Here is a 19598-nt window from a genome sequence, read left to right on the forward strand (position 1 = left end):
TGAGGGTGCTACAACGGGATCGAGCGGTCGTCGGCGAAGGCCTGCAGCAATGCCCGCATCGGCAGCCCTTGCGCCGGCGCCATCAGATTGTCGTCGAAGAAAGCCTTCAGCTCCTCCAGCGGCAGCTCCGTCAGCATGGCCTTGACCGGACCGATCGAGGCCGGCGACATCGAGATCGAGCGAAAACCGAGGCCGATCAGCGCCATCGCCGAGATCGGCTTGCCGGCGAGTTCACCGCACAGGGTGACGGGCGTATGATTGCGGGCGCCGGCGTCGGCGATCTGCTTGAGCACGCGCAGGAACGGCGCCGACAACGTATCGAAGCGGTTGGCCAGTTGCGTGTTGCCGCGGTCGACCGCCATGACGAACTGGAACAGGTCGTTCGATCCGACCGAGACGAAGTCGACCGCCTTCATCAGTTCGTCCAGCTGGAACAGCAGCGACGGCACTTCCAGCATGGCGCCCAGCTTGAGACTGGTCGGCAGGTGATGGGCGAAGCGTGAGAGATGCCGCACCTCGCGGTCGATGATTTCGCGCGCCTGGGCGATTTCGCCGAGCTCGGTCACCATCGGCAGCATCAGCTTGAGCTCGCGCCCGCCGCTGGCCTTGAGCAAGGCGCGGATCTGGGTGCGCAGCAAGCCCGGCCGATCTAGCGTCAGGCGGATCGCCCGCCAGCCGAGCGCCGGATTCTCTTCCTGGATCGCGCCCTTGAAATAGGGCAGCACCTTGTCGCCACCAATGTCGATGGTGCGGAAGGTGACCGGCTTGCCGCGCGCTGCCTCGAGCACGTCGCGGTAGAGTTTTTCCTGGGCTTCGGCGCGCGGAAAGGTCGACGCGACCATGAATTGCAGTTCCGTGCGGAACAGGCCGATGCCGGCGGCGCCCGCCTCCGCCAACTGCGGCAGGTCGACGGCAAGCCCGGCATTCATCAGCAGGTCGACCTGGACCCCGTCCCGGGTCGTCGACGGCTTCTTGCGCAGTTCGCGGTAGACCTCCTGCCGGCGCGCCCGGAACCGCACCTTCTCGGCATAGGCGGCTTCGAGATCGGATTGCGGCCGCAGATGGATCGCGCCTTCCTCGCCGTCGACGATGATGGCATCGCCGTTTTCCGCCATGGAAACGGCGCCCTTCATCTGTCCGGCGACGGGAATGCCCATGGCGCGCGCGACGATGACGACATGGCTGGTCGCCGCGCCATCCTCCAGCACCAGCCCGCGCAGCTTGTCGCGAGGATAGTCGAGCAGTTCGGCAGCGCCCATCGAGCGGGCGACGATGATGGCGTCCTTGGGCAGCGAGGCCGCGACATCCTCGGGCCCACGTCCCATCAGCTGGCGCAACAGCCGGTTGGCGAGATCGTCGAAATCGCTCATCCGCTCGCGCAGATAGGGATCGGTCATGTGCAGCATGCGGGCGCGCATGTCGCTCTGAACTTTTTCGACCGCCGCCTCGGCAGTCAGGCCGTTACGGATCGCCTCTTCCAGGCGCCGTACCCAGCCCCGGTCGTTGGCGAACATGCGGTAGGCTTCCAGCACCTGGCGGTGCTCGCCCTCGAAGGCGACATCGCGGCGCTCCAGCATGTCGTCGATGGAAAGCCGCAGAGAACCAAGCGAGGCTTCGAGCCGCCGGACCTCCTCCTCGCTGTCCTCGTTGAACAAATTGGTGACGACGATACGCGGCTCGTGCAGCACGACATGACCGAGCCCGACGCCATCGTTGAAGGACAGGCCGGTGAAGCTGACAGGCCGGCGCAGGTCGAGTTCGAGGCCAGGCCGGGTCAGCCGCGCCAGATCGCCGGTGGCGATCATCTCGGCGATGACCATGGCCGTGGTTTCCAGCGCCTCGACCTCGTCGTCGCGGTAGTGGCGCATGGTCTTGTTCTGGACGACCAGGACGCCCAGCGTGCGCCCTGCCCTGAGCACCGGCACGCCGAGGAAGGAATTGTAGATCTCCTCCCCGGTCTCCGGCAGGTAGGCGAAGGCCGGGTGTTCTTGCGCGTTGGACAGGTTGAGCGGCCTGGCACTCGCGGCAATGGTGCCGACCAGGCCTTGCCCTAGCCGCAGCTGCGCCAGATGGACGGCGTTCGGGTTCAGACCTTCGGTGGCGTAGAGCTCCAGCACCGAATCGGCGCGCAGCACGTAGAGCGAGCAGACTTCCGCGACCATGTTGGAGGCGATGTCGCGCACAATCCGGTCGAGCCGCTCCTGCGGCTCCAGCGGCTCCTGCATGAGCTCGCGGAGCCGTTTCAGCAAAACGCGCGGGCCAACGGCCGTGTCACGCATCGCGGCTTCTTCTCCAATAGACTTCTTGCCGGGGCAGTTTCCGCCGCGCCCGGCAAGTGCGCAACAGCTGATTCAGTCCTGCTACTGCTTATCCAGACCGTAGACGGAATGCAAAGTGCGAACCGCAAGTTCCGTATAGGGACCGTCGATCAGTATCGAAATCTTGATCTCGGAGGTGGTGATGGCGCGGATGTTGATCGCCTTGTCGGCCAGCGCCTTGAAGGCGGTGGCGGCGACGCCGGCATGGCTCCGCATGCCGATGCCGATGACCGAGACCTTCGACATGCCGGCTTCCGACTGCACGACATCGTAGCCGATCTCGGCTTTCAGCCGGTCGAGCACGGCCAGCGCCTTGTCGACATCGCCCGACGGCACGGTGAAGGTCATGTCGGTCAGCTTGCCGTCCTCGGAAATGTTCTGGACGATCATGTCGACATTGATGTTGGCCTCGGCCAGCGGTCCGAAAATGCCGGCGGCAACGCCCGGCCGGTCGCCGACGCGGCGCAGCGAAATCTGGGCCTCGTCCTTGGCATAGGCAATTCCGGTGACGACCTGCTGTTCCACGATCTCTTCCTCGTCGCAAATAAGCGTTCCCGGAGGATTGAGCAAATCCCCCATTCCGGGCGCATCGGGATCGTCGAAGGACGACCGCACGAAGGTACGCACCCTGTGCACCATGGCAAGCTCGACCGAACGCACCTGCAGAACCTTGGCGCCGAGCGAGGCCATTTCAAGCATTTCCTCGAACGATATCTTGGCCAGCCGCCGCGCTTTGGGCTCGATGCGCGGGTCGGTGGTGTAGACCCCATCGACGTCGGTGTAGATGTCGCAGCGGTCGGCCTTGACCGCGGCGGCGATCGCCACGGCGCTGGTATCGGAGCCGCCACGTCCGAGTGTCGCGATGCGGTTGTCCGGCCCGATGCCCTGGAAACCGGCGATGACAGCCACCTGGCCTTCGCCGAAGCGCTTGACCAGGAAGGCGCCGTCGATGTCGAGGATGCGCGCCGCGCCATGCGCGTTGTCGGTCTTGATCGGAATCTGCCAGCCCTGCCAGGAGCGCGCATGCACGCCCATGTTCTGCAAGGTGATGGCGAGAAGGCCAGCCGTGACCTGTTCGCCGGAAGCGACGACCGCGTCATATTCGCGGGCATCGTGCATCGGTGAGGCCTCGCGGGTCCAGCCGACCAGCTCGTTGGTCTTGCCGGCCATCGCCGAAACCACCACAGCCACCTCGTGACCGGCGTCGACCTCGCGTTTGACGTGACGTGCCACGTTGCGGATGCGAGCGATGTCGGCGACGGAGGTCCCGCCGAATTTCATCACGATACGCGCCATGGAAGCGAAATGCCTTTGACTGGAGCCGGCCCGCGGCCGAAAATGGAAGAAAAGCGCCCGGCTGCCGCCGGCCACTGAATGCGCGGCCTCCATAGCCAAATGAGGAAGGTTTCGCAAGGCTGACGGCGGATTGCACAACAGCACGGCATATTGCCTTCCGGCCCGGCGCCGCTTACCAAATGCTGCCCGCAGGAAATTGCTTTCGGTTCGGCATAACAGATGATTGCTCGGCTTCGGCGCGCCATGCGATTGCAATCGCTCCCGCTTGTCGCGGGCTTTGCGGTGCTGGCACTGATCGTCGGCACCCGTGCGGTGCTCGTCGAGAGCCAAAGGGCCAATCGTGCCGCCGCACGTGAGACAATCGAGTACCAGGAGCAGCTTTCCGGGCTGCTTTCATTGGCGCAGGAGGCCCAGAGTGGTCAGCGCGGCTACCTGCTGACCGGTGAAAAATCCTATCTGGAGCCTTACCGGAAGGCCGTCGAGGCAATTCCGGGACAATTGGCGCGGGTCGACAGCGCGACCGCTCCCGACGATCAGATCGCCCAGCAGATCGGCCACATCAAGGACGCGCTTTCGCAACAGCAGGCCGACCTGGCCGAAACCATAGCTCTTTACGAGCGAGGGGATGCGGCAAAGGCCCTGCAACTGGTCCGCAGTGGCCAGGGCAAGGCCGCCATGGACGAGATGCGGGCCAGCATGGACACAATCCGGCGTATCGGCGCCGCCGCGGTGGCCGCGCGCGACGAGCGTACCGACCGGGTCGAGGCCTGGTTGCGGATCGGCTCACTGGCCGCGTTGCTGGCGACTTTCCTGCTTGCCGCCTACACCATACGTCAATCCCGTCGCCGCTTCCACGAGGTGGTCGTCGCCCAGCAAGAGCTGATGCGCAAGAACATCGAACTCGGCAACGAGATCCAGACGCGTGAAAAGGCCGAATCCCAGATACGCCAGATGCAGAAGATGGAGGCTGTCGGACAGCTGACAGGCGGCATCGCCCACGACTTCAACAACATGCTGGCGGTGATCCTCAGCGCCATGAACCTTGCCCAGCGCAAGCTGAAGCGGGGCGAGCATGACATCGAAAAACTCGTCGAGGCCGCGACCGACGCGGCCAGCCGTGCCGCCAACCTGACCTCCCGCCTGCTTGCCTTCTCCCGCCTGCAGCCTCTGGCGCCGCAGGTTGTCGACATCAACGGGCTGTTGACCGGCATGTCCGATCTTCTGCGCCGCACCTTGGGTGAAGGCATCCGCATCGAGACAGTATTAGCGGGCGGCCTGTGGAAAACCCACGCCGATCCCAGCCAGATCGAGAACGCGATCCTCAATCTGGCCGTCAATTCCCGCGACGCCATGGACAATGAGGGCAAGCTGACCATTGAGACTGTCAACAGCCACCTCGACGACGGCTATGCATCGACGCACGCCGAAGTCACGCCTGGCCAATATGTGATGATCGCGGTAACCGACACCGGCGCGGGCATGTCGCCCGAGACCATCGCCAGGGCCTTCGAACCCTTCTTCACGACCAAGCCGGTCAACAAGGGCACGGGACTTGGGCTGAGCCAAGTGTTCGGCTTCGTCAAACAATCGGGCGGCCACGTCAAGATCTACTCCGAGCCCGGCGAAGGCACGACGATCAAGATCTACCTGCCCCGGTTTTTCGGAGCCGAGGAGCCGGCAGCGCCCGTCGGGCGCGACAAGAGCGCCGCCGAGGTCACTGAGACGATCCTCGTCGTCGAGGATGACCCCCGCGTGCGGGCCTCCACGACGGGTGTCATGCGCGAACTCGGCTACATCGTCATCCATGCGGGAAGCGGACCGGAGGCCCTTCAGAAGCTCGCCGCGACACCAGGCATCGCCCTGCTTTTCACCGACATCGTCATGCCGGTGATGAACGGCCGCAAGCTCGCCGAGGAAGCGCTCGCGCGCCAGCCCGAGCTGAAAGTGGTCTTCACCACCGGCTTCACCAGGAATGCCGTGGTCCACAACGGCATGCTCGATCATGACGTGCACTTCCTGGCCAAGCCGTTCACCATCGAGCAGTTGGCGGCCAAGCTGCGTGATGTTCTGGACACGAAATAAACCGGGCCTTTGATCGCCCAGCCACTTTGTCAGCAGAGGAAAATGTTGCCTTGACATTCGATGCCTCACGCCCGACTTCCTAGCGCATGACCCCGAAATCGACTTCGATTTCGGAAAGGGATCATGCGCAGAATCAAAGTGCTACAGCGTCCTTTGCGCGTCCGAAGGACGCGCGGCGCTGTAGCGTCCGAGGAGACCAACCGATGCCTGAGCCCCGACGATCGACGATCGATGCCGGAGAGGTGGAACGCTTTTCCGCCCTTGCCGCCGAATGGTGGAACCCGAACGGCAAGTTTCGTCCGCTGCACAAATTCAATCCGGTCCGGCTTTCCTATATCCGCGACCAGATCGCGGCGCGCTTCGGCCGCGACCCACGGGCGGCGCGGCCGTTCGAGGGCCTGCGCATCCTCGACATCGGCTGCGGCGGTGGCCTTTTGTGCGAGCCGATGGCGCGGCTCGGTGCCGAGGTGGTCGGAGCGGACGCGTCCGAAACAAACATCGAAGTGGCGAAACTGCATGCCGCCGAGGGCAATGTCAGCGTCGACTATCGTGCCACGACGGCGGAAGATCTCGCCGAGGCCGGTGAAAAATTCGATGTCATCCTCAACATGGAAGTGGTCGAACATGTCGCCGATATCGACCTGTTCGTCGCCAAATGCGGCGAGATGGTCAAACCCGGCGGCATCATGTTCGTGGCCACTATCAACCGCACGCTCAAGGCGCTCGGCCTCGCCATCATCGGCGCCGAATATGTGTTGCGCTGGCTGCCGCGCGGCACCCACCAATTCGGCAAGCTGGTGCGCCCGGAAGAGCTGGAAAAGGCGCTGCGCGGCGCCGGCCTGACCATCATCGACCGCACCGGCGTCTCCTACAATCCGCTTGCCGATCGCTGGGCGCGGTCGAAGGACATGGACGTCAACTACATGGTGCTGGCGGAAAAGGGATCGGTCTGAACAGCCAATCCTCAGCCAGCCGGGGCCGGAGCCCGGCGTTGATGCTGACGGCAGTGCGACGTGAGCCTCGAAGCCTTCAGGCTTTCTGGCTCTGCGCCTTGGTGGTGATGAACACGCCCACGGTGATGATGACGGCGCCGACCCAGGTCAGCAGTTGATAGTGTTCACCAAGGAAGATCGTGCCGGCAAACAGTCCGACCGCTGCCGCGACATAGCCGATCTGGCTGAGATAGACCGGACCGCCAACCGCCTGCAGCCGGAAGAAGAAAGCAAACATCGCCGATGCCGAGGCCATCTGCGCCACGACGATGAGCGGCACGGCGCCAAGCTGGACGAAGGCCTTGCCTCCGAGCAAGGTCAGGATGCCGACGAGCAGCATCGCCGCGGACGCCAGATGGCTGCCGACCGCGAGTTCGATCGGACCGGTTCCTTCCGGCCAGTCGATGGTGCGGTAGATGTTGCCGGCGGCAAGGCTGACCGGGATCAGCAGTCCCATCATCACCCAGAACAGATCGGCCGGCTGGCCGGCCTCGCCGCGCGTCACCGCCACCATGACGGCGCCGACGAAGCCGACGGCGATGCCTGATACGCCCAGCAGGTTGGGGCGCCGGACGCCGAGCAGGATCGAAAACACCAATGTGATCACCGGCGACAGCGTGAACATGATGCCGGTGTAGCCGGCGCCCAGATGCGGAATGGCCGAAAACATCAGGAGATTGGGGACGGCATAGGACACTGCCGCGGTGACGAAGAAATAGCGCAGTTTGTGCGGGGTGAGCCGGATGCGCTGACCACGCGCCAGGAGCACGCCCAAAAGCACGCCGCCAGCGCCGAGCGAGATGACAAAGGCCCAGACCATGGCTGGCACGCCGGCCGCCGTGGCGAGCTTGCCGAAGGGCAGCGTCAGGCCCAACAGGCCGCCGGTGACAACCAGCAGGCCTAGCGCCGAATCCCAGAGATATTTCATGATGGAATCCTATGGGTGGCACAGCCTCTTGGCCGGCGTTGAATACTGAGATAAGATAATGGAAAGATTCTTAACGTCAAGATACATTATGGTGAGATAGATGGACCGCGCTGGGAAAGCCATCGAGCAATGGCAGCGGGAACGGCCGGACCTGGATGTATCGCCGATGGCCGTGATCGGGCGTCTGAATGAGGTCTCCTCGCTGATAGCACGCGATCGTCTCGCCCCGCTGTTCGCCCGTTTCGGACTGCAGGCGGGAGAGTTCGATGTATTGGCGACGCTGCGCCGCTCCGGCTCGCCTTACGCGCTGACGCCGACCGCTCTCTATGAAGCGACGATGGTGACATCAGGCGCCATGACCAACCGGCTCGACCGGTTGGAAAAGGCCGGATTGATCCTGCGTGCACCGCACCCCAACGATCGGCGCGGCATCGTCGTGCGGCTGACCGAAAAGGGGCTCGCCTTGATCGACGAGGCCGTTGCGGCCCATGTGGCGAACGAGCATGAGATCCTGTCCGGCCTGACACAGACCGAACGGGAAACGCTTTCGCACCTGCTGGAAAAGTTGATCGGCAGCGTGAGCTGATCGCTCAGTTCCGGTCGTCCGGAAACACCGGGATCGGCATGAACTCGACGCCATCCTCGGCCAGGCCCTTGGCCTCCTCCAGCGTCGCCTCGCCATAGATGCCGCGCGCATCGGTTTCGCCGAAATGGATCTTGCGCGCTTCCTCGGCGAACTTGTCGCCGACATAGTCGGCGTTTTCGCGCACCTTCTCGGCCATCGCCTTCAGCTGCGCCAGCGCCTGCTTCTGCGCCTCGCCCATGGCAAGCGCTATGGTTTCCTGCTTGCGGGCCGTGGAAACGGCCGGGGCCATCAGCGCCTTCTCGACCTTGTGCGAGCCGCAGCTGGGGCAATCGACAAAACCGCGCTTCTTCTGCGTGTCGAAATCGTCATTGCTGCGAAACCAACCCTCGAACTCATGCTCGTTTTCGCAGATCAGGGAAAAGCGGATCAAGATGCGGCGCCCCTGAGACGCGGCCCCTCGCCGGTATTGATGGTGAAATCCCGCGCATTCCTGAGATTGGGGATCTTCTTGCGCGCGGCAAGCGACTGCGCCGGGTCGATCTCCGCGACAATCACCGCTGGCTCGTCATGCGCGGCTTCGGCGATGATGCGGCCCCACGGATCGACGATCAGCGAATGCCCATAGGTCTCGCGGCCGTCCTCGTGCAGGCCGCCTTGCGCGGCGGCGACGACATAGGCGCCGTTCTCAATGGCGCGTGCCCTGAGCAGCACATGCCAATGCGCTTCGCCGGTCTGGCGGGTGAAGGCCGCGGGCACGGTCAGCACCTCGGCGCCGGCCATCGCTTCGGCACGGAACAATTGCGGAAAACGCAGGTCGTAACAGACGGCAAAGCCTAGTTTCGCATCGTTGATCGGGATAACGACGGCTTCGGTCCCCGGCTCATAGGCGGCGGATTCGCGCCAGCTTTCGCCGTTATCGAGGTCGACGTCGAACATGTGGATCTTGTCGTAGGTGGCGAGCGTCGCGCCATCGGGTCCGAACAGGAGCGCGCGGTTGGCGAGCTTGCCGTCGGCGCGCAGTATGGCGGTCGAGCCAACGTGCAGGAAGATGCCAAGCTCACTGGCGAGCTTCCGCGCGGTTGCGACAACGATGTCCTTGTCCTGCGAGGTGAAGGAGGCGGCACGCGCTTCCTTGTCGCGGATCAGCGCGCCGGTCATCTCCGGCGTCTGGATATAGATCGCGCCCTGGCCCGCGGCCTCGCGCACCAGCCGCTCCATATCGGCCGCATTGCGCTCGGGGCTCTCGCCTGAACGCATCTGCACTGCCGCCGCCTTGAAAACACCCGCCGTCTTGAAAACACCCATTGTCATACCCTCAAATCGACGAGCCGTTGGCGAGCAGTTTGTCCAGTCGGCCTTCTGCCTCCAGATCATGGAGGTCGTCGCAGCCACCGACATGTGTGTCACCTATGAAAATCTGCGGAAAGGTCGTGCGCCCGTGCGCTCGCGACATCATCTCCTGGCGCAGTTCCGGGGAGAAGGAAGCGTCGTGCTCGGTATAGGCGACGCCTTTGCGCTCCAGCAACCGCTTGGCCGCCGTGCAGTAGCCGCACATCATGCGCGTATAGATCGTGACATCGACCATGACGAGTTCCGCTTCCGTTGCCGACTTATATAGTCACGGACTCGTCCGCCCGGAAGTCCCCCGGCAACACGCGGGCAAAGGTCAGCACGTCGACGGCGGCCGCACCTCCCCTTTTCAGCGCCTTGGTGGCGGCACGCACGGTGGCGCCGGTGGTGTAGACATCGTCGATCAGAAGCACCCTGCGGCCGGCAATCTCGATCTCGGCCTCTGCCGGCACGCGAAAGGCGGCGCGTACGTTTTCCTCGCGCTCCTGCCGCTCCAGTCCGACCTGCTGGCGGGTGAGTTTCACGCGCCGCATGGCGGAGGGCGCGAAAGACAGCCCGCTGAGCTCGCAAACCGCGCGCGCCAGTTCCGCCGACTGGTTGAACCGCCGCCTGAAGAAACGGCGCCAATGCAGCGGCACCGGCACCACCACATCCGCGTCGGCGATGAGCTCGGCGCCCACACGGACCATCCAGCGCGCCATCCAGGGTGCGAGATCCGTGCGGTCCTGGTATTTCAGCCCTTGCACCATCTGGCGGGCAACGCCGGAGTAGACGACCGCGGCCCGTGCCCGTTCGAAGGGAGGCGGATCCGCGATAGCCTCCGCCGACAGAAAACCATCGCCCATGTGATGGGTGAACGGCGTGCCCATCACCGGACACCAGGGCCGCTCCAGCAGCCGCAGCTTCGGCCAGCAGTCGCCGCACAACACACCGGGCTGCGAGACCTGCCGGCGGCAGCCGGCGCAGACCGGCGGAAACAGGATGCGCGCCGGCCAGCCCAGAGCCGACCGGGCAGCAGACCCGGCTAGCTTACCGATCTCGACGGACTTGATCTTGGGCATCGGATCGGCCACGTGATTGGTTGCTCGGCACCACCATACCAACCATATCAGGGCGCCGACATACAAGGATCAATCCCTTGCAGCCTATAATGGACACCTCTCTGTGGCTGGCGCACAAGCGGCGCGCGCTCATCCATCCGGTTGACGGCGCCGACTTCCTCATGCGCCGTGCCGCCGAGGATCTCGCCGACCGGCTGGGCGCCGTCGAGCGAAAGTTCGCCAAGGCGGCGGTGCTGTTTTGCCAGACATCGGCCGCGGCCGATGTCCTTGCGCGGAGCGGCAAGGTGGCGGATCTCGCCCGTGTCGAGACGGCCGCGGCTTTCCTGAACGGTGCCGCCGGCCTGATTGCGCCGCCGGAGACCGTCCCGTTCGAGCCGCAAAGTCTTGATCTGGTGGTATCGCTTTTGTCGCTGCAGGCGATGAACGACATCCCGGGCATGTTGATCCAGATCCGTCGCGCGCTGCGGCCGGACGGACTTTTTCTCGGCGCTTTCGCAGGCGCCGGCACGCTTGCGGAACTGCGCGAAAGCCTGCTTGCCGCCGAGACAGAGCTCTACGGCGGCGTCAGCCCTCGCGTCATCCCCTTCACCGACGTACGCGATGCCGGTGCGTTGCTGCAGCGCGCCGGTTTCGCGCTGCCGGTCGCCGACGTCGAGACGGTGACGGTGCGCTATGCCAACCCGTTTGCCCTGATGGCGGATCTGCGTGCCATGGGCGAAACCAACGCGCTGGCCGATCGCAGCCGGCGGCCGGGCACGCGCCAGCTGTTTGCCCGCGCCGCGGAAATCTACGCCGAACGCTTTTCCGACCCCGACGGTCGTATCAGGGCAAGCTTCTCGACGGTCTGGATGTCCGGCTGGGCGCCCGATGCATCGCAGCAAAAGCCGCTGAAACCCGGTTCAGCCAAGGTTTCGCTGAAGACTATACTGGAGGGACCTGATGGGCATTGACCTATTCGCAGGCACCAGCCTCATTGCGCAAAGGCGTTGGCAAGCCTGCTGGAGTTGTCGCTGAACAGCCAGGTCAGCGAGTTGAAGACCTGGCCGATACCGCCGATGATCGTCAACGATAGCACGGCAATGATCAGACCGTATTCGACGACCGTGGCGCCGTTTTCGTCCTCCAGAAAACGCACCAGCACTGTTTTCATGACCTCGATCCCCGTTGCCGAAACTTTTACCGCGGATCTGTTAAGAAAGGTTAACGGCAAAGGCTTAACAGGCGGTGAAGTCGCCGACCGTCGGAAATGTCCTGGCCTTGTCAGCAGTCGCCACTGCTTTTGCCATCGGAACGGATAATGCAGACGCCTCCCGGATCGGCCTGCAGCACGCTGCGGCGTACCGTATAGGTGCTGCGATGGCTGATCGAACCGGTAGCCGTCATGTCCAGGCCGGGGAAACCGTCGCGGGCCGTTTGCGAACGCGCCTGGCTGTCGAGGAAAGGGGTCGCGATCAACGCCAGCGCCACGGCGGCCGATCCGAACAGCAGCGTGAGGCGCAGGACGCCCATGCCCGCATCAGCGACACGAAAGCCGCGCTCGGGCCGGATCGAATCCCAATCCCTGTCCAGGCTCATTCTATCGCTCCCCAGCGAAATGGCGGCGGCCGCACGAAAAACGGCCATGCATCAATTTTTCATGATGAGATAAATCTTCCATTAACGCTGGCTGATATGGACGGTGGTCCAATCAAATCCTCAAAGGAGATCGATCAGGAAGGGGATCAGTGGCGCATCGGCCGGCGGCATCGGATAGTCGCGCATCTGTTTGGGCCGCACCCATTTCAGCGCCTGCCCTTCCCTCGGCTGGGCGATGCCGCGGAAGCGGCGGCAGACAAAAAGCGGCATCAGCAAGTGGAAGTCGTCATAGGAATGGCTGGCGAAGGTCAGCGGCGCCAGGCATGGGATCTCGGTCTCGATACCGATCTCCTCCTGCAGTTCACGGATAAGGCATTGTTCCGGCGTCTCGCCCGGCTCGACCTTGCCGCCGGGAAACTCCCACAGGCCGGCGAGTTGCTTGCCTTGCGGCCGCTGCGCCAGCAGCACCCGACCATCGGCATCGACCAGCGCGCAAGCGGCGACCAGAAGCAGGCGCTTGCCGCTGGATTGCACATCATTCATGTCCGATTTCACCCATGAACAGGCGGCCGGCGGTAGTGGTAGCGATAGACTTCCTCGAAGCCGAGCGCGCGGTAGAGCGCCAGCGCCGGCGCGTTGCCGGCCTCGACCTGCAGCCAGGCTTCCCGTGCGCCGCGCAGCCTCGCCCATTTCAGCGCCGACAGGATCAGGTTGCGGCCGTGGCCCTTGTTGCGCGCCGCCTTGTCGGTAGCGACCTCGAACAGGCCGGCGAGATCGCCGTCATGCACGCAGATCAGCGTCGCCAGCGGCTCCGTCCCATCCTCGAGTGCGAACAGCCCGGCTTCAGGCTGGATAGCGCCGATGATCTCCGACAGGCCCGGCCGCAGCGACACGTCCGATCCGCTGACCTTGAGCAATGCGCCGATGAAGCGGCTGATGTCCTTGAGCGGGATCTGGTCCATGGCGGCGTCGAGCTGCGCGTCGGCCAGCGGCAGCCGCATGACCAGCGATTCGTCGAACCGACTCCAGCCCTCCTTGTCGAGATGACTGGCAAGATCGGGACCCGACAATGGCGACATGCGGAACGTCAGCGGCCGGCCGTACGCGTCGAAACGGCGGCTCGCGCGGCCGATGCGGTCGGCGATGTGCTGGATGTCGCCGGGATCGAGCGGATTGACCGAGTTCAGCCGCTTGGCCGGATGACCGGCGGTCAGGCGCACCACCCAGGTGCCGTCATAGTGGATGGCGGCCGCGGGCCAGGCGCGAAAGCCGGCCGCCTCATAGCGGCGCACGGTCGCGAGCATGCTTGCGGGATGACGCGAAACCAAGGCGATCAGCTCCGGTAGTCGCCATTGATGGCGACATATTCCTTGGTGAGATCGCAGGTCCACACCGTCGCCTTGCCGCGGCCGATGCCGATATCGGCGCGGATGCGGATGTCGTCGCGCTTCATATAGGCCGAGGTCTTTTCTTCCGAATAGCTGGGGTCGCGCTCACCCTCATGCGCCAGCCTGTTGTCGCCGAACCAGATCGACAGCCGGTCGCGATCCGCGGGCTCGCCGGCCTTGCCGACGGCCATGACGACGCGGCCCCAATTGGCGTCCTCGCCGGCGACCGCCGTCTTGACCAGCGGCGAATTGGCGATCGACAGCGCGATGCGTTTGGCCGAGCGGGCCGACTTGGCCCCGGTGACGGTGACCTCGACCTGCTTGCGGGCGCCCTCGCCGTCGCGCACCACCTGCAACGCCAGCGACTTCAGCACCTTGCCGAGCGCCCGGCGGAACTGGCCAAGGCGGGCGTCCCTGGGATCGGTGATCTCGGGCGCGCCGCGCTTTGCCGCCTTGCCGGTGGCAAACAACAGCAGCGTGTCGCTGGTCGAGGTATCGCTGTCCACGGTGACAGCATTGAACGTCTTGGCCGTGCCGCGCGACAATAGGTCCTGCAGGGCAGGAGCCGCGATCGGCGCGTCGGTGGCAATGAAGGACAGCATCGTCGCCATGTCGGGCGCGATCATGCCGGCGCCTTTGGAAATGCCATTGATGGTCACATCGGCGTCGCCGAGCTTGACCGTCGCCGTCGCCACTTTCGGATACGTATCCGTGGTCATGATGGCCTTTGCCGCCTCTGTCCACAGGTCCGGCTTGCCGTCGCTGACCAGCCCGGCGAGCAGATGGCTGAACTTGGCCGTGTCGAGCGGTTCGCCAATGACGCCGGTCGAGGCCAGGAAAACCTCGCCTGCCGTGCAGCCCGCGGCCTTCGCCGCCGCTTCGCCCGTCAGAGCGGTGGATTCGCGGCCCTTCTGCCCGGTGAAGGCGTTGGCGTTGCCGGAATTGACGACCAGCACCCGCGCCTTGCCCGAGCCAAGGTTCTGGCGGCAGAAATCAACCGGCGCCGAGGGACATTTCGACCTGGTGAACACGCCGGCGACCGCGGTGCCTGCATCGAACACCATGGCCAGCAGGTCGGTGCGGCCCTTGTACTTTATCCCTGCTTCGGCGGTGGCGATGCGCACCCCTTCGATTTCTGGCATTTTGGGGTATTTCTTCGGCGCAAGCGGGGAAATCGTCGTGGACATTCAGACCTCGGGCGGGAAAATCGCAAGGGAAGGCCGGTTTGCCCGATACGGCGAGCCGGTGCAAGCGCGTTTTCGTCGCTCCCGCGGAGGGCAAACCCGTTCAGGATCAAGCTTGCATTTCAAATCTGTTGGCGTCGCCGGGGTCCGTGGCGCTATGATCTTCCACATTGGGCAGGCGGGATCACTTATCATTGCCAGCGAATTGAAACGAGGACGAAAGGCATGGCCGAGGAGGCGGATACGGCGCGCAGATCGATCGGTGCGCGGCGCAATCCCGACAGCGCGGACGCCATCCTGGAGGCGGCCGAGGCAGTGCTGGTCGAAGGCGGCTATGCCGGCTTCTCGATCGAGGCCGTGGCGCGCCGCGCGCGCGCCGGCAAGCCGACCATCTATCGCTGGTGGCCAAGCAAGGCGGCATTGCTGCTCGAAGTCTATCAGCGCCAGAAACGCGTCGATATCCCAGACAGCGGAAGCTTGGAAGAAGACCTCGTCGGCTTCCTGAAAAACCTGTTCGCGCATTGGCGCGACACGCCTTCGGGCAGCGTGTACAGGTCGCTGATTGCCGAGGCGCAATCGGATGAGACCGCCGGCGCGGCGCTCGCCGGCTATGCCACCGGGCGCCGGACTCACAACAGCCAGATCGTGGACCGCGCCAAGGCAAGGGGTGAGATTGCCGACGATATCGATTCAGAGGTGGTCGCCGATCTGATCGGGTCCTTCGCCTGGAAGCATCTTTTGACCAACCGCCTCGACGTGGATGAGGCCACGATACGAACCGCTGTTGGCTATGTCACGCGAGGCATCGTCACGCCCAGGCGCTAAAAAAACGGCAAAAAAATAGGCGCGGCGAGCAATCACTCGCCGCGCCTTCGCGATTGCGTCCTACTTGGCGCTTTCCAGCGTGTCGACGGCCTTCTTCAGATTGGCGTCGGGGATCTCGACCTTGGCGCCGCCGCGCAGCGACTTGACCAGCGCGAAATACTTGTCGCGGATGACCGCCTGCTTGGCCTGGTCCTTGACGTCGTCGAAGGCCGGCGGCTGCTTGGCGCGCTTGTCCTCGAGCTTGATGACATGCCAGCCGAACTGCGTCTGCACCGGCTCCTTGGTGTATTTGCCGACCTCGAGCGCGAAGGCCGCCTTGTCGAACTCCGGCACCATCTGGCCAGGTCCGAACCAGCCAAGATCGCCGCCATTGGACTTGCCCGAGGGATCGCTGGTGTGCTCGTTGGCGAGCTTCTGGAAATCACCGCCGCCGTCGAGCTGCTTGATGATCGCCTCGGCCTCTTCCTTCGTCTTCACGAGGATGTGACGGGCATGCACCTCGTTGACCGGCGGCGTGTTGGCGATTTCCTGGTCGTAGCGGGCGCGAACCTCGGCGTCGGTGACCTTGTCGACCACACCCTTCTCGACCATCTCGCCATGCAGGGCGCGCTGCTGCAGGAAAGCCATGCGGCGCTGGAAGTCAGGATCCTTGTCGAGACCGTCGGTGACCGCCTTGGCTGCCATGACGCGGATTTCGATGGCCGCCGAAAGTGCCGCGGCGCGGCGCTGCTCGGGCGGCAACTGCGCGAACTGCTGCGACAGCTCGCCTTCGGCAAGCACCAGATCGGCTTCGGTCAAGGGCTGGCCGTTGACGGTGGCGATCACCGTATTCGGGTCGACCGGCGCCGCGGCCGGGGCAGCCGCATCCGCCGGGGCGGCGGGGGCGGCCGGAGCGGGAGCGGTCTCCTGCGCCGTGACAGGCGACAAGCAAAGAGCCGACAGGCCGAGGGCCAGGCCAAGGCTGGCAAGCGACGCACGGCTGAACAACAAGGACATAAGGATGACTCCGGTCAGGGATTGTAGGGAGGGTGGCTTCCAGATCAGCCAGATTGTGGCGGAATTTGGCGCGACCGGCAGGGCCAGCGCGGCGTTGACATCAGTTGAGCCCCCTCTTATCTGTCCATCGACTTGGCGTCCAGAACCGTTTTCCGGGCGCTTTTTGTGTTTGCCCGTATTCAGGCGGTGCGTTCACGTGGATGTGATGGGGCCGGCCGGCGCCTGTCTCAAGATTGAGAATTCTATCGAAAGGACCATTGGATGGTCAGTCTCGGCGGTCTCGCCCGTAAGGTTTTCGGTTCCTCCAACGACCGTCGGGTCAAATCGACCCGCCCCCGTGTCGAGGCGATCAACGCCATGGAAAACGAGATGCGGGCGCTCTCCGACGCCGAGCTTGCCGGCCGCACGGAAAAATTTCGCCAGGATATCGCCAACGGCGCCAGCCTCGACGATCTGCTGATCCCAGCCTTCGCAACCGCCCGCGAGGCCGCGCGCCGCGTGCTTGGCATGCGCCCCTTCGACGTCCAGCTGATCGGCGGCATGGTGCTGCACAATGGCGGCATCGCCGAGATGCGCACCGGCGAGGGCAAGACCCTGGTCGCGACGCTGCCGGTCTATCTCAACGCGCTCGCCGGCAACGGCGTCCATGTCGTTACCGTCAACGACTACCTCGCCACCCGCGACTCCGAATGGATGGGCCGCGTCTACAAATTCCTCGGCCTCTCGGTCGGCGTCATCGTCCATGGCCTGTCGGACGAGGAGCGCCGCGTCGCCTACGCCTCCGATGTCACCTACGCCACCAACAACGAGCTCGGCTTCGACTATCTGCGCGACAACATGAAGTACGAGCGCGCCCAGATGGTGCAGCGCGGTCACAATTACGCGATCGTCGACGAGGTCGATTCCATTCTGGTCGACGAAGCGCGCACGCCGCTGATCATTTCCGGTCCGCTCGAGGACCGTTCGGAAATGTACAACACCATCGACACCTTCATCATCCAGCTGCAGCCGCAGGATTATGAGATCGACGAGAAGCAGAAGACCTCGATCTTCACCGAGGAAGGCACCGAGAAGCTGGAGAACATGCTGCGCGATGCCGACCTGCTCAAGGGCGAGTCGCTCTACGACGTCGAGAACGTCGCCATCGTCCACCACGTCAACAACGCGCTGAAGGCGCACCGGCTGTTCCAGCGCGACAAGGACTACATCGTGCGCAACGGCGAGATCGTCATCATCGACGAGTTCACCGGCCGCATGATGCCCGGCCGCCGCTATTCGGAAGGCCTGCACCAGGCGCTTGAAGCCAAGGAACACGTGGCGATCCAGCCGGAGAACCAGACGCTTGCTTCCGTCACCTTCCAGAACTACTTCCGCCTCTACAAGAAGCTTTCCGGCATGACCGGCACGGCGCTGACCGAAGCCGAGGAATTCGGCAACATCTACGGTCTCGAAGTCACCGAGATTCCGACCAACCTGCCGGTCATCCGCAAGGACGAGGACGACGAGGTCTACCGGACGGTCGAGGAGAAGTACAAGGCGATCGTCAGGGAGATCCGCGAAGCTAGCGCCAAGGGCCAGCCGACACTGGTCGGCACGACCTCGATCGAAAAGTCCGAGCAGTTGGCCGAGCGCCTGCGCAAGGAAGGCTTCACGGATTTCGAGGTTCTGAACGCCCGCCATCACGAGCGGGAAGCGGCAATTGTCGCCCAGGCGGGCAAGCCCGGCGCCATCACCATAGCCACCAACATGGCCGGCCGCGGCACCGACATCAAGCTCGGCGGCAATGCCGAGATGCGCATTGCCGAGGAGCTGGGCGACATGCCGGAAGGCCCCGAACGCGAAGCGCGCGAAAAGGAAATCAATGCCGACGTCGAGCGCCTGAAGGAAAAGGCGCTGGCCGCCGGCGGCCTCTACGTGCTCGCCACCGAGCGCCACGAGTCACGCCGTATCGACAATCAGCTCAGAGGCCGCTCTGGCCGCCAGGGCGACCCCGGCCGATCGAAATTCTTCCTGTCGCTGCAGGACGATCTGATGCGCATCTTCGGCTCCGAGCGCATGGACGGCATGCTGCAGAAGCTCGGTCTCAAGGAAGACGAGGCCATCATCCATCCCTGGATCAACAAGGCGCTGGAAAAGGCGCAGAAGAAGGTCGAGGCGCGCAACTTCGACATCCGCAAGAACCTGTTGAAATATGACGACGTCTCCAACGACCAGCGCAAGGTGGTGTTCGAGCAGCGCATCGAGCTGATGGACGGCGAGGGCCTTTCGGAGACCATCGGCGAGATGCGCGCGGGCGTCATCGACGAGATCGTCGCCAAGGCCATTCCCGAAAACGCCTATGCCGAACAGTGGGACGTCGCCGGCCTGAAGGCCGAGGTCGCCGAATTCCTCAATCTCGACCTGCCGATCGAGGATTGGGTGAAGGAAGAAGGCATCGCCGAGGACGACATTCGCGAGCGCATCTCTCAAGCCGCCGACGCCGCGGCAAAAGAACGCGCCGACCGTTTCGGTCCCGAGGTGATGAACTATGTCGAGCGCTCCGTGGTGCTGCAGACGCTCGACCATCTGTGGCGCGAGCACATCGTCAATCTCGACCATCTGCGTTCGGTCGTCGGCTTCCGCGGCTACGCCCAGCGCGATCCGCTGCAGGAATACAAGAGCGAGGCGTTCGAGCTGTTCCAGGCGATGCTCGGCAATCTGCGCCAGGCCGTCACCGCGCAGCTGATGCGCGTCGAACTGGTCCGCCAGGCCGCCGAAGCGCCGCCGCCTGAAGCGCCCGACATGTTCGGCACGCATATTGACGGCACCACCGGCGAGAATGATTTCGAAGGCGGCGGAACGGCCCTTCTGGTACGCCAGGAAAGCACCGCCATCGTCGCTCCCGAGGACCGCGACCCTAACAACCCCGCAACCTGGGGCAAGGTCGGCCGCAACGAAGCCTGCCCCTGCGGCTCCGGCAAGAAATACAAGCACTGCCACGGGACTTTCGCGTAAAGACCTGCAGGATCGGTGTTCCC

19 protein-coding genes are annotated in these 19598 nt (G+C 64.2%); 6 read left to right on the forward strand and 13 right to left on the reverse strand.

What is annotated here, in order from left to right; genetic code table 11:
* Positions 1-8 precede the first annotated feature (8 nt).
* A complete protein-coding gene (ptsP, locus tag LB557_RS11790) occupies positions 9-2279 on the reverse strand; it encodes a phosphoenolpyruvate--protein phosphotransferase (protein ID WP_015315601.1) in 2271 nt (756 codons plus the stop codon).
* An 81-nt stretch (positions 2280-2360) separates the two neighbouring features.
* Positions 2361-3614 (reverse strand): aspartate kinase, encoded by a 1254-nt coding sequence (locus tag LB557_RS11795; RefSeq protein WP_015315600.1) that lies wholly within the window; start codon positions 3612-3614, stop codon positions 2361-2363.
* 243 nt (positions 3615-3857) lie between these two features.
* On the opposite strand from LB557_RS11795, the gene LB557_RS11800 reads away from it, so the two are divergent.
* Together LB557_RS11800 and ubiG are read left to right on the forward strand one after the other, a co-directional pair.
* On the forward strand, positions 3858-5696 hold the full coding sequence (locus LB557_RS11800) for a CHASE3 domain-containing protein (protein WP_140875003.1): 1839 nt from the start codon (positions 3858-3860) through the stop codon (positions 5694-5696).
* A 203-nt stretch (positions 5697-5899) separates the two neighbouring features.
* Positions 5900-6649: a bifunctional 2-polyprenyl-6-hydroxyphenol methylase/3-demethylubiquinol 3-O-methyltransferase UbiG gene (gene ubiG / locus LB557_RS11805; protein ID WP_140616869.1), complete on the forward strand. Its 750-nt coding sequence runs from the start codon at positions 5900-5902 to the stop codon at positions 6647-6649.
* A gap of 76 nt (positions 6650-6725) precedes the next feature.
* Here the strand turns inward: ubiG and LB557_RS11810 are convergent, their stop codons facing one another.
* Positions 6726-7616 carry a DMT family transporter gene (locus LB557_RS11810; RefSeq protein WP_140713103.1) on the reverse strand — a complete coding sequence of 297 codons (891 nt, stop codon included), beginning with the start codon at positions 7614-7616 and terminating at the stop codon, positions 6726-6728.
* Positions 7617-7716: 100 nt separating this feature from the next.
* On the opposite strand from LB557_RS11810, the gene LB557_RS11815 reads away from it, so the two are divergent.
* Positions 7717-8202 carry a MarR family winged helix-turn-helix transcriptional regulator gene (locus tag LB557_RS11815; protein ID WP_140713101.1) on the forward strand — a complete coding sequence of 162 codons (486 nt, stop codon included), beginning with the start codon at positions 7717-7719 and terminating at the stop codon, positions 8200-8202.
* 4 nt (positions 8203-8206) lie between these two features.
* Here the strand turns inward: LB557_RS11815 and LB557_RS11820 are convergent, their stop codons facing one another.
* From LB557_RS11820 to LB557_RS11835, 4 genes are read right to left on the reverse strand one after another with little or no spacing between them, the layout of a single operon-like run.
* The gene (locus tag LB557_RS11820) at positions 8207-8632 is read right to left on the reverse strand and encodes a DUF1178 family protein (protein ID WP_023770735.1); all 426 of its coding nucleotides are present in this window, start codon (positions 8630-8632) and stop codon (positions 8207-8209) included.
* Positions 8629-9507, reverse strand: a complete 879-nt coding sequence (locus LB557_RS11825; RefSeq protein WP_015315594.1) for a carbon-nitrogen hydrolase family protein — start codon at positions 9505-9507, stop codon at positions 8629-8631. The genes LB557_RS11820 and LB557_RS11825 overlap by 4 nt, the downstream gene beginning before the upstream one ends.
* 10 nt (positions 9508-9517) lie before the next feature.
* Entirely contained in the window at positions 9518-9787 is a 270-nt protein-coding gene (grxC, locus tag LB557_RS11830; protein WP_127280365.1) for a glutaredoxin 3, read from the reverse strand.
* 25 nt (positions 9788-9812) lie between these two features.
* Positions 9813-10625, reverse strand: a complete 813-nt coding sequence (locus LB557_RS11835; protein WP_140713097.1) for a ComF family protein — start codon at positions 10623-10625, stop codon at positions 9813-9815.
* Between the two features lie 65 nt (positions 10626-10690).
* Between LB557_RS11835 and LB557_RS11840 the strand changes: the two genes are divergently transcribed.
* Positions 10691-11563, forward strand: coding sequence for a methyltransferase domain-containing protein (locus LB557_RS11840; protein ID WP_140713095.1), 873 nt, complete (start codon positions 10691-10693; stop codon positions 11561-11563).
* Between the two features lie 20 nt (positions 11564-11583).
* Here LB557_RS11840 and LB557_RS11845 read toward each other — a convergent pair whose 3' ends face one another.
* The 5 genes from LB557_RS11845 to argJ all read right to left on the reverse strand — a co-directional run bounded on the left by LB557_RS11845 (position 11584) and on the right by argJ (position 14763).
* Positions 11584-11763: a Flp family type IVb pilin gene (locus tag LB557_RS11845; protein ID WP_015315590.1), complete on the reverse strand. Its 180-nt coding sequence runs from the start codon at positions 11761-11763 to the stop codon at positions 11584-11586.
* A 110-nt stretch (positions 11764-11873) separates the two neighbouring features.
* Positions 11874-12188: a hypothetical protein gene (locus tag LB557_RS11850; protein ID WP_015315589.1), complete on the reverse strand. Its 315-nt coding sequence runs from the start codon at positions 12186-12188 to the stop codon at positions 11874-11876.
* 120 nt (positions 12189-12308) lie between these two features.
* Positions 12309-12731 carry a (deoxy)nucleoside triphosphate pyrophosphohydrolase gene (locus tag LB557_RS11855; RefSeq protein WP_015315588.1) on the reverse strand — a complete coding sequence of 141 codons (423 nt, stop codon included), beginning with the start codon at positions 12729-12731 and terminating at the stop codon, positions 12309-12311.
* An 8-nt stretch (positions 12732-12739) separates the two neighbouring features.
* Entirely contained in the window at positions 12740-13492 is a 753-nt protein-coding gene (locus LB557_RS11860) for a GNAT family N-acetyltransferase (protein WP_140824012.1), read from the reverse strand.
* Positions 13493-13521: 29 nt separating this feature from the next.
* Entirely contained in the window at positions 13522-14763 is a 1242-nt protein-coding gene (argJ, locus tag LB557_RS11865; RefSeq protein ID WP_140823952.1) for a bifunctional glutamate N-acetyltransferase/amino-acid acetyltransferase ArgJ, read from the reverse strand.
* 222 nt (positions 14764-14985) lie between these two features.
* On the opposite strand from argJ, the gene LB557_RS11870 reads away from it, so the two are divergent.
* Positions 14986-15585, forward strand: coding sequence for a TetR/AcrR family transcriptional regulator (locus LB557_RS11870; RefSeq protein WP_140662787.1), 600 nt, complete (start codon positions 14986-14988; stop codon positions 15583-15585).
* Between the two features lie 60 nt (positions 15586-15645).
* On the opposite strand, the gene LB557_RS11875 is transcribed toward LB557_RS11870, so the two are convergent.
* Positions 15646-16581 carry a peptidylprolyl isomerase gene (locus LB557_RS11875; protein WP_140787753.1) on the reverse strand — a complete coding sequence of 312 codons (936 nt, stop codon included), beginning with the start codon at positions 16579-16581 and terminating at the stop codon, positions 15646-15648.
* A gap of 261 nt (positions 16582-16842) precedes the next feature.
* Here LB557_RS11875 and secA point away from each other — a divergent pair, with 261 nt between their 5' ends.
* Entirely contained in the window at positions 16843-19575 is a 2733-nt protein-coding gene (gene secA, locus LB557_RS11880) for a preprotein translocase subunit SecA (protein ID WP_224642079.1), read from the forward strand.
* Positions 19576-19598: the final 23 nt, after the last annotated feature.

Source organism: Mesorhizobium sp. BR115XR7A (genome assembly GCF_020165315.1).
Classification (GTDB): Bacteria; Pseudomonadota; Alphaproteobacteria; order Rhizobiales; family Rhizobiaceae; genus Mesorhizobium; species Mesorhizobium australicum.

Excerpts from the sequence above, each read along its gene's own strand:
- LB557_RS11855 (WP_015315588.1), bottom strand. The coding sequence starts at position 12,731 with ATGAATGATGTGCAATCCAGCGGCAAGCGCCTGCTTCTGGTCGCCGCT.
- LB557_RS11800 (WP_140875003.1), top strand. The coding sequence starts at position 3,858 with ATGCGATTGCAATCGCTCCCGCTTGTCGCGGGCTTTGCGGTGCTGGCA.
- LB557_RS11860 (WP_140824012.1), bottom strand. The coding sequence starts at position 13,492 with ATGCTCGCGACCGTGCGCCGCTATGAGGCGGCCGGCTTTCGCGCCTGG.
- LB557_RS11795 (WP_015315600.1), bottom strand. The coding sequence starts at position 3,614 with ATGGCGCGTATCGTGATGAAATTCGGCGGGACCTCCGTCGCCGACATC.
- LB557_RS11810 (WP_140713103.1), bottom strand. The coding sequence starts at position 7,616 with ATGAAATATCTCTGGGATTCGGCGCTAGGCCTGCTGGTTGTCACCGGC.
- LB557_RS11870 (WP_140662787.1), top strand. The coding sequence starts at position 14,986 with ATGGCCGAGGAGGCGGATACGGCGCGCAGATCGATCGGTGCGCGGCGC.
- LB557_RS11815 (WP_140713101.1), top strand. The coding sequence starts at position 7,717 with ATGGACCGCGCTGGGAAAGCCATCGAGCAATGGCAGCGGGAACGGCCG.
- LB557_RS11875 (WP_140787753.1), bottom strand. The coding sequence starts at position 16,581 with ATGTCCTTGTTGTTCAGCCGTGCGTCGCTTGCCAGCCTTGGCCTGGCC.
- LB557_RS11845 (WP_015315590.1), bottom strand. The coding sequence starts at position 11,763 with ATGAAAACAGTGCTGGTGCGTTTTCTGGAGGACGAAAACGGCGCCACG.
- grxC (WP_127280365.1), bottom strand. The coding sequence starts at position 9,787 with ATGGTCGATGTCACGATCTATACGCGCATGATGTGCGGCTACTGCACG.
- ubiG (WP_140616869.1), top strand. The coding sequence starts at position 5,900 with ATGCCTGAGCCCCGACGATCGACGATCGATGCCGGAGAGGTGGAACGC.
- ptsP (WP_015315601.1), bottom strand. The coding sequence starts at position 2,279 with ATGCGTGACACGGCCGTTGGCCCGCGCGTTTTGCTGAAACGGCTCCGC.
- argJ (WP_140823952.1), bottom strand. The coding sequence starts at position 14,763 with ATGTCCACGACGATTTCCCCGCTTGCGCCGAAGAAATACCCCAAAATG.
- secA (WP_224642079.1), top strand. The coding sequence starts at position 16,843 with ATGGTCAGTCTCGGCGGTCTCGCCCGTAAGGTTTTCGGTTCCTCCAAC.
- LB557_RS11850 (WP_015315589.1), bottom strand. The coding sequence starts at position 12,188 with ATGAGCCTGGACAGGGATTGGGATTCGATCCGGCCCGAGCGCGGCTTT.
- LB557_RS11825 (WP_015315594.1), bottom strand. The coding sequence starts at position 9,507 with ATGGGTGTTTTCAAGACGGCGGGTGTTTTCAAGGCGGCGGCAGTGCAG.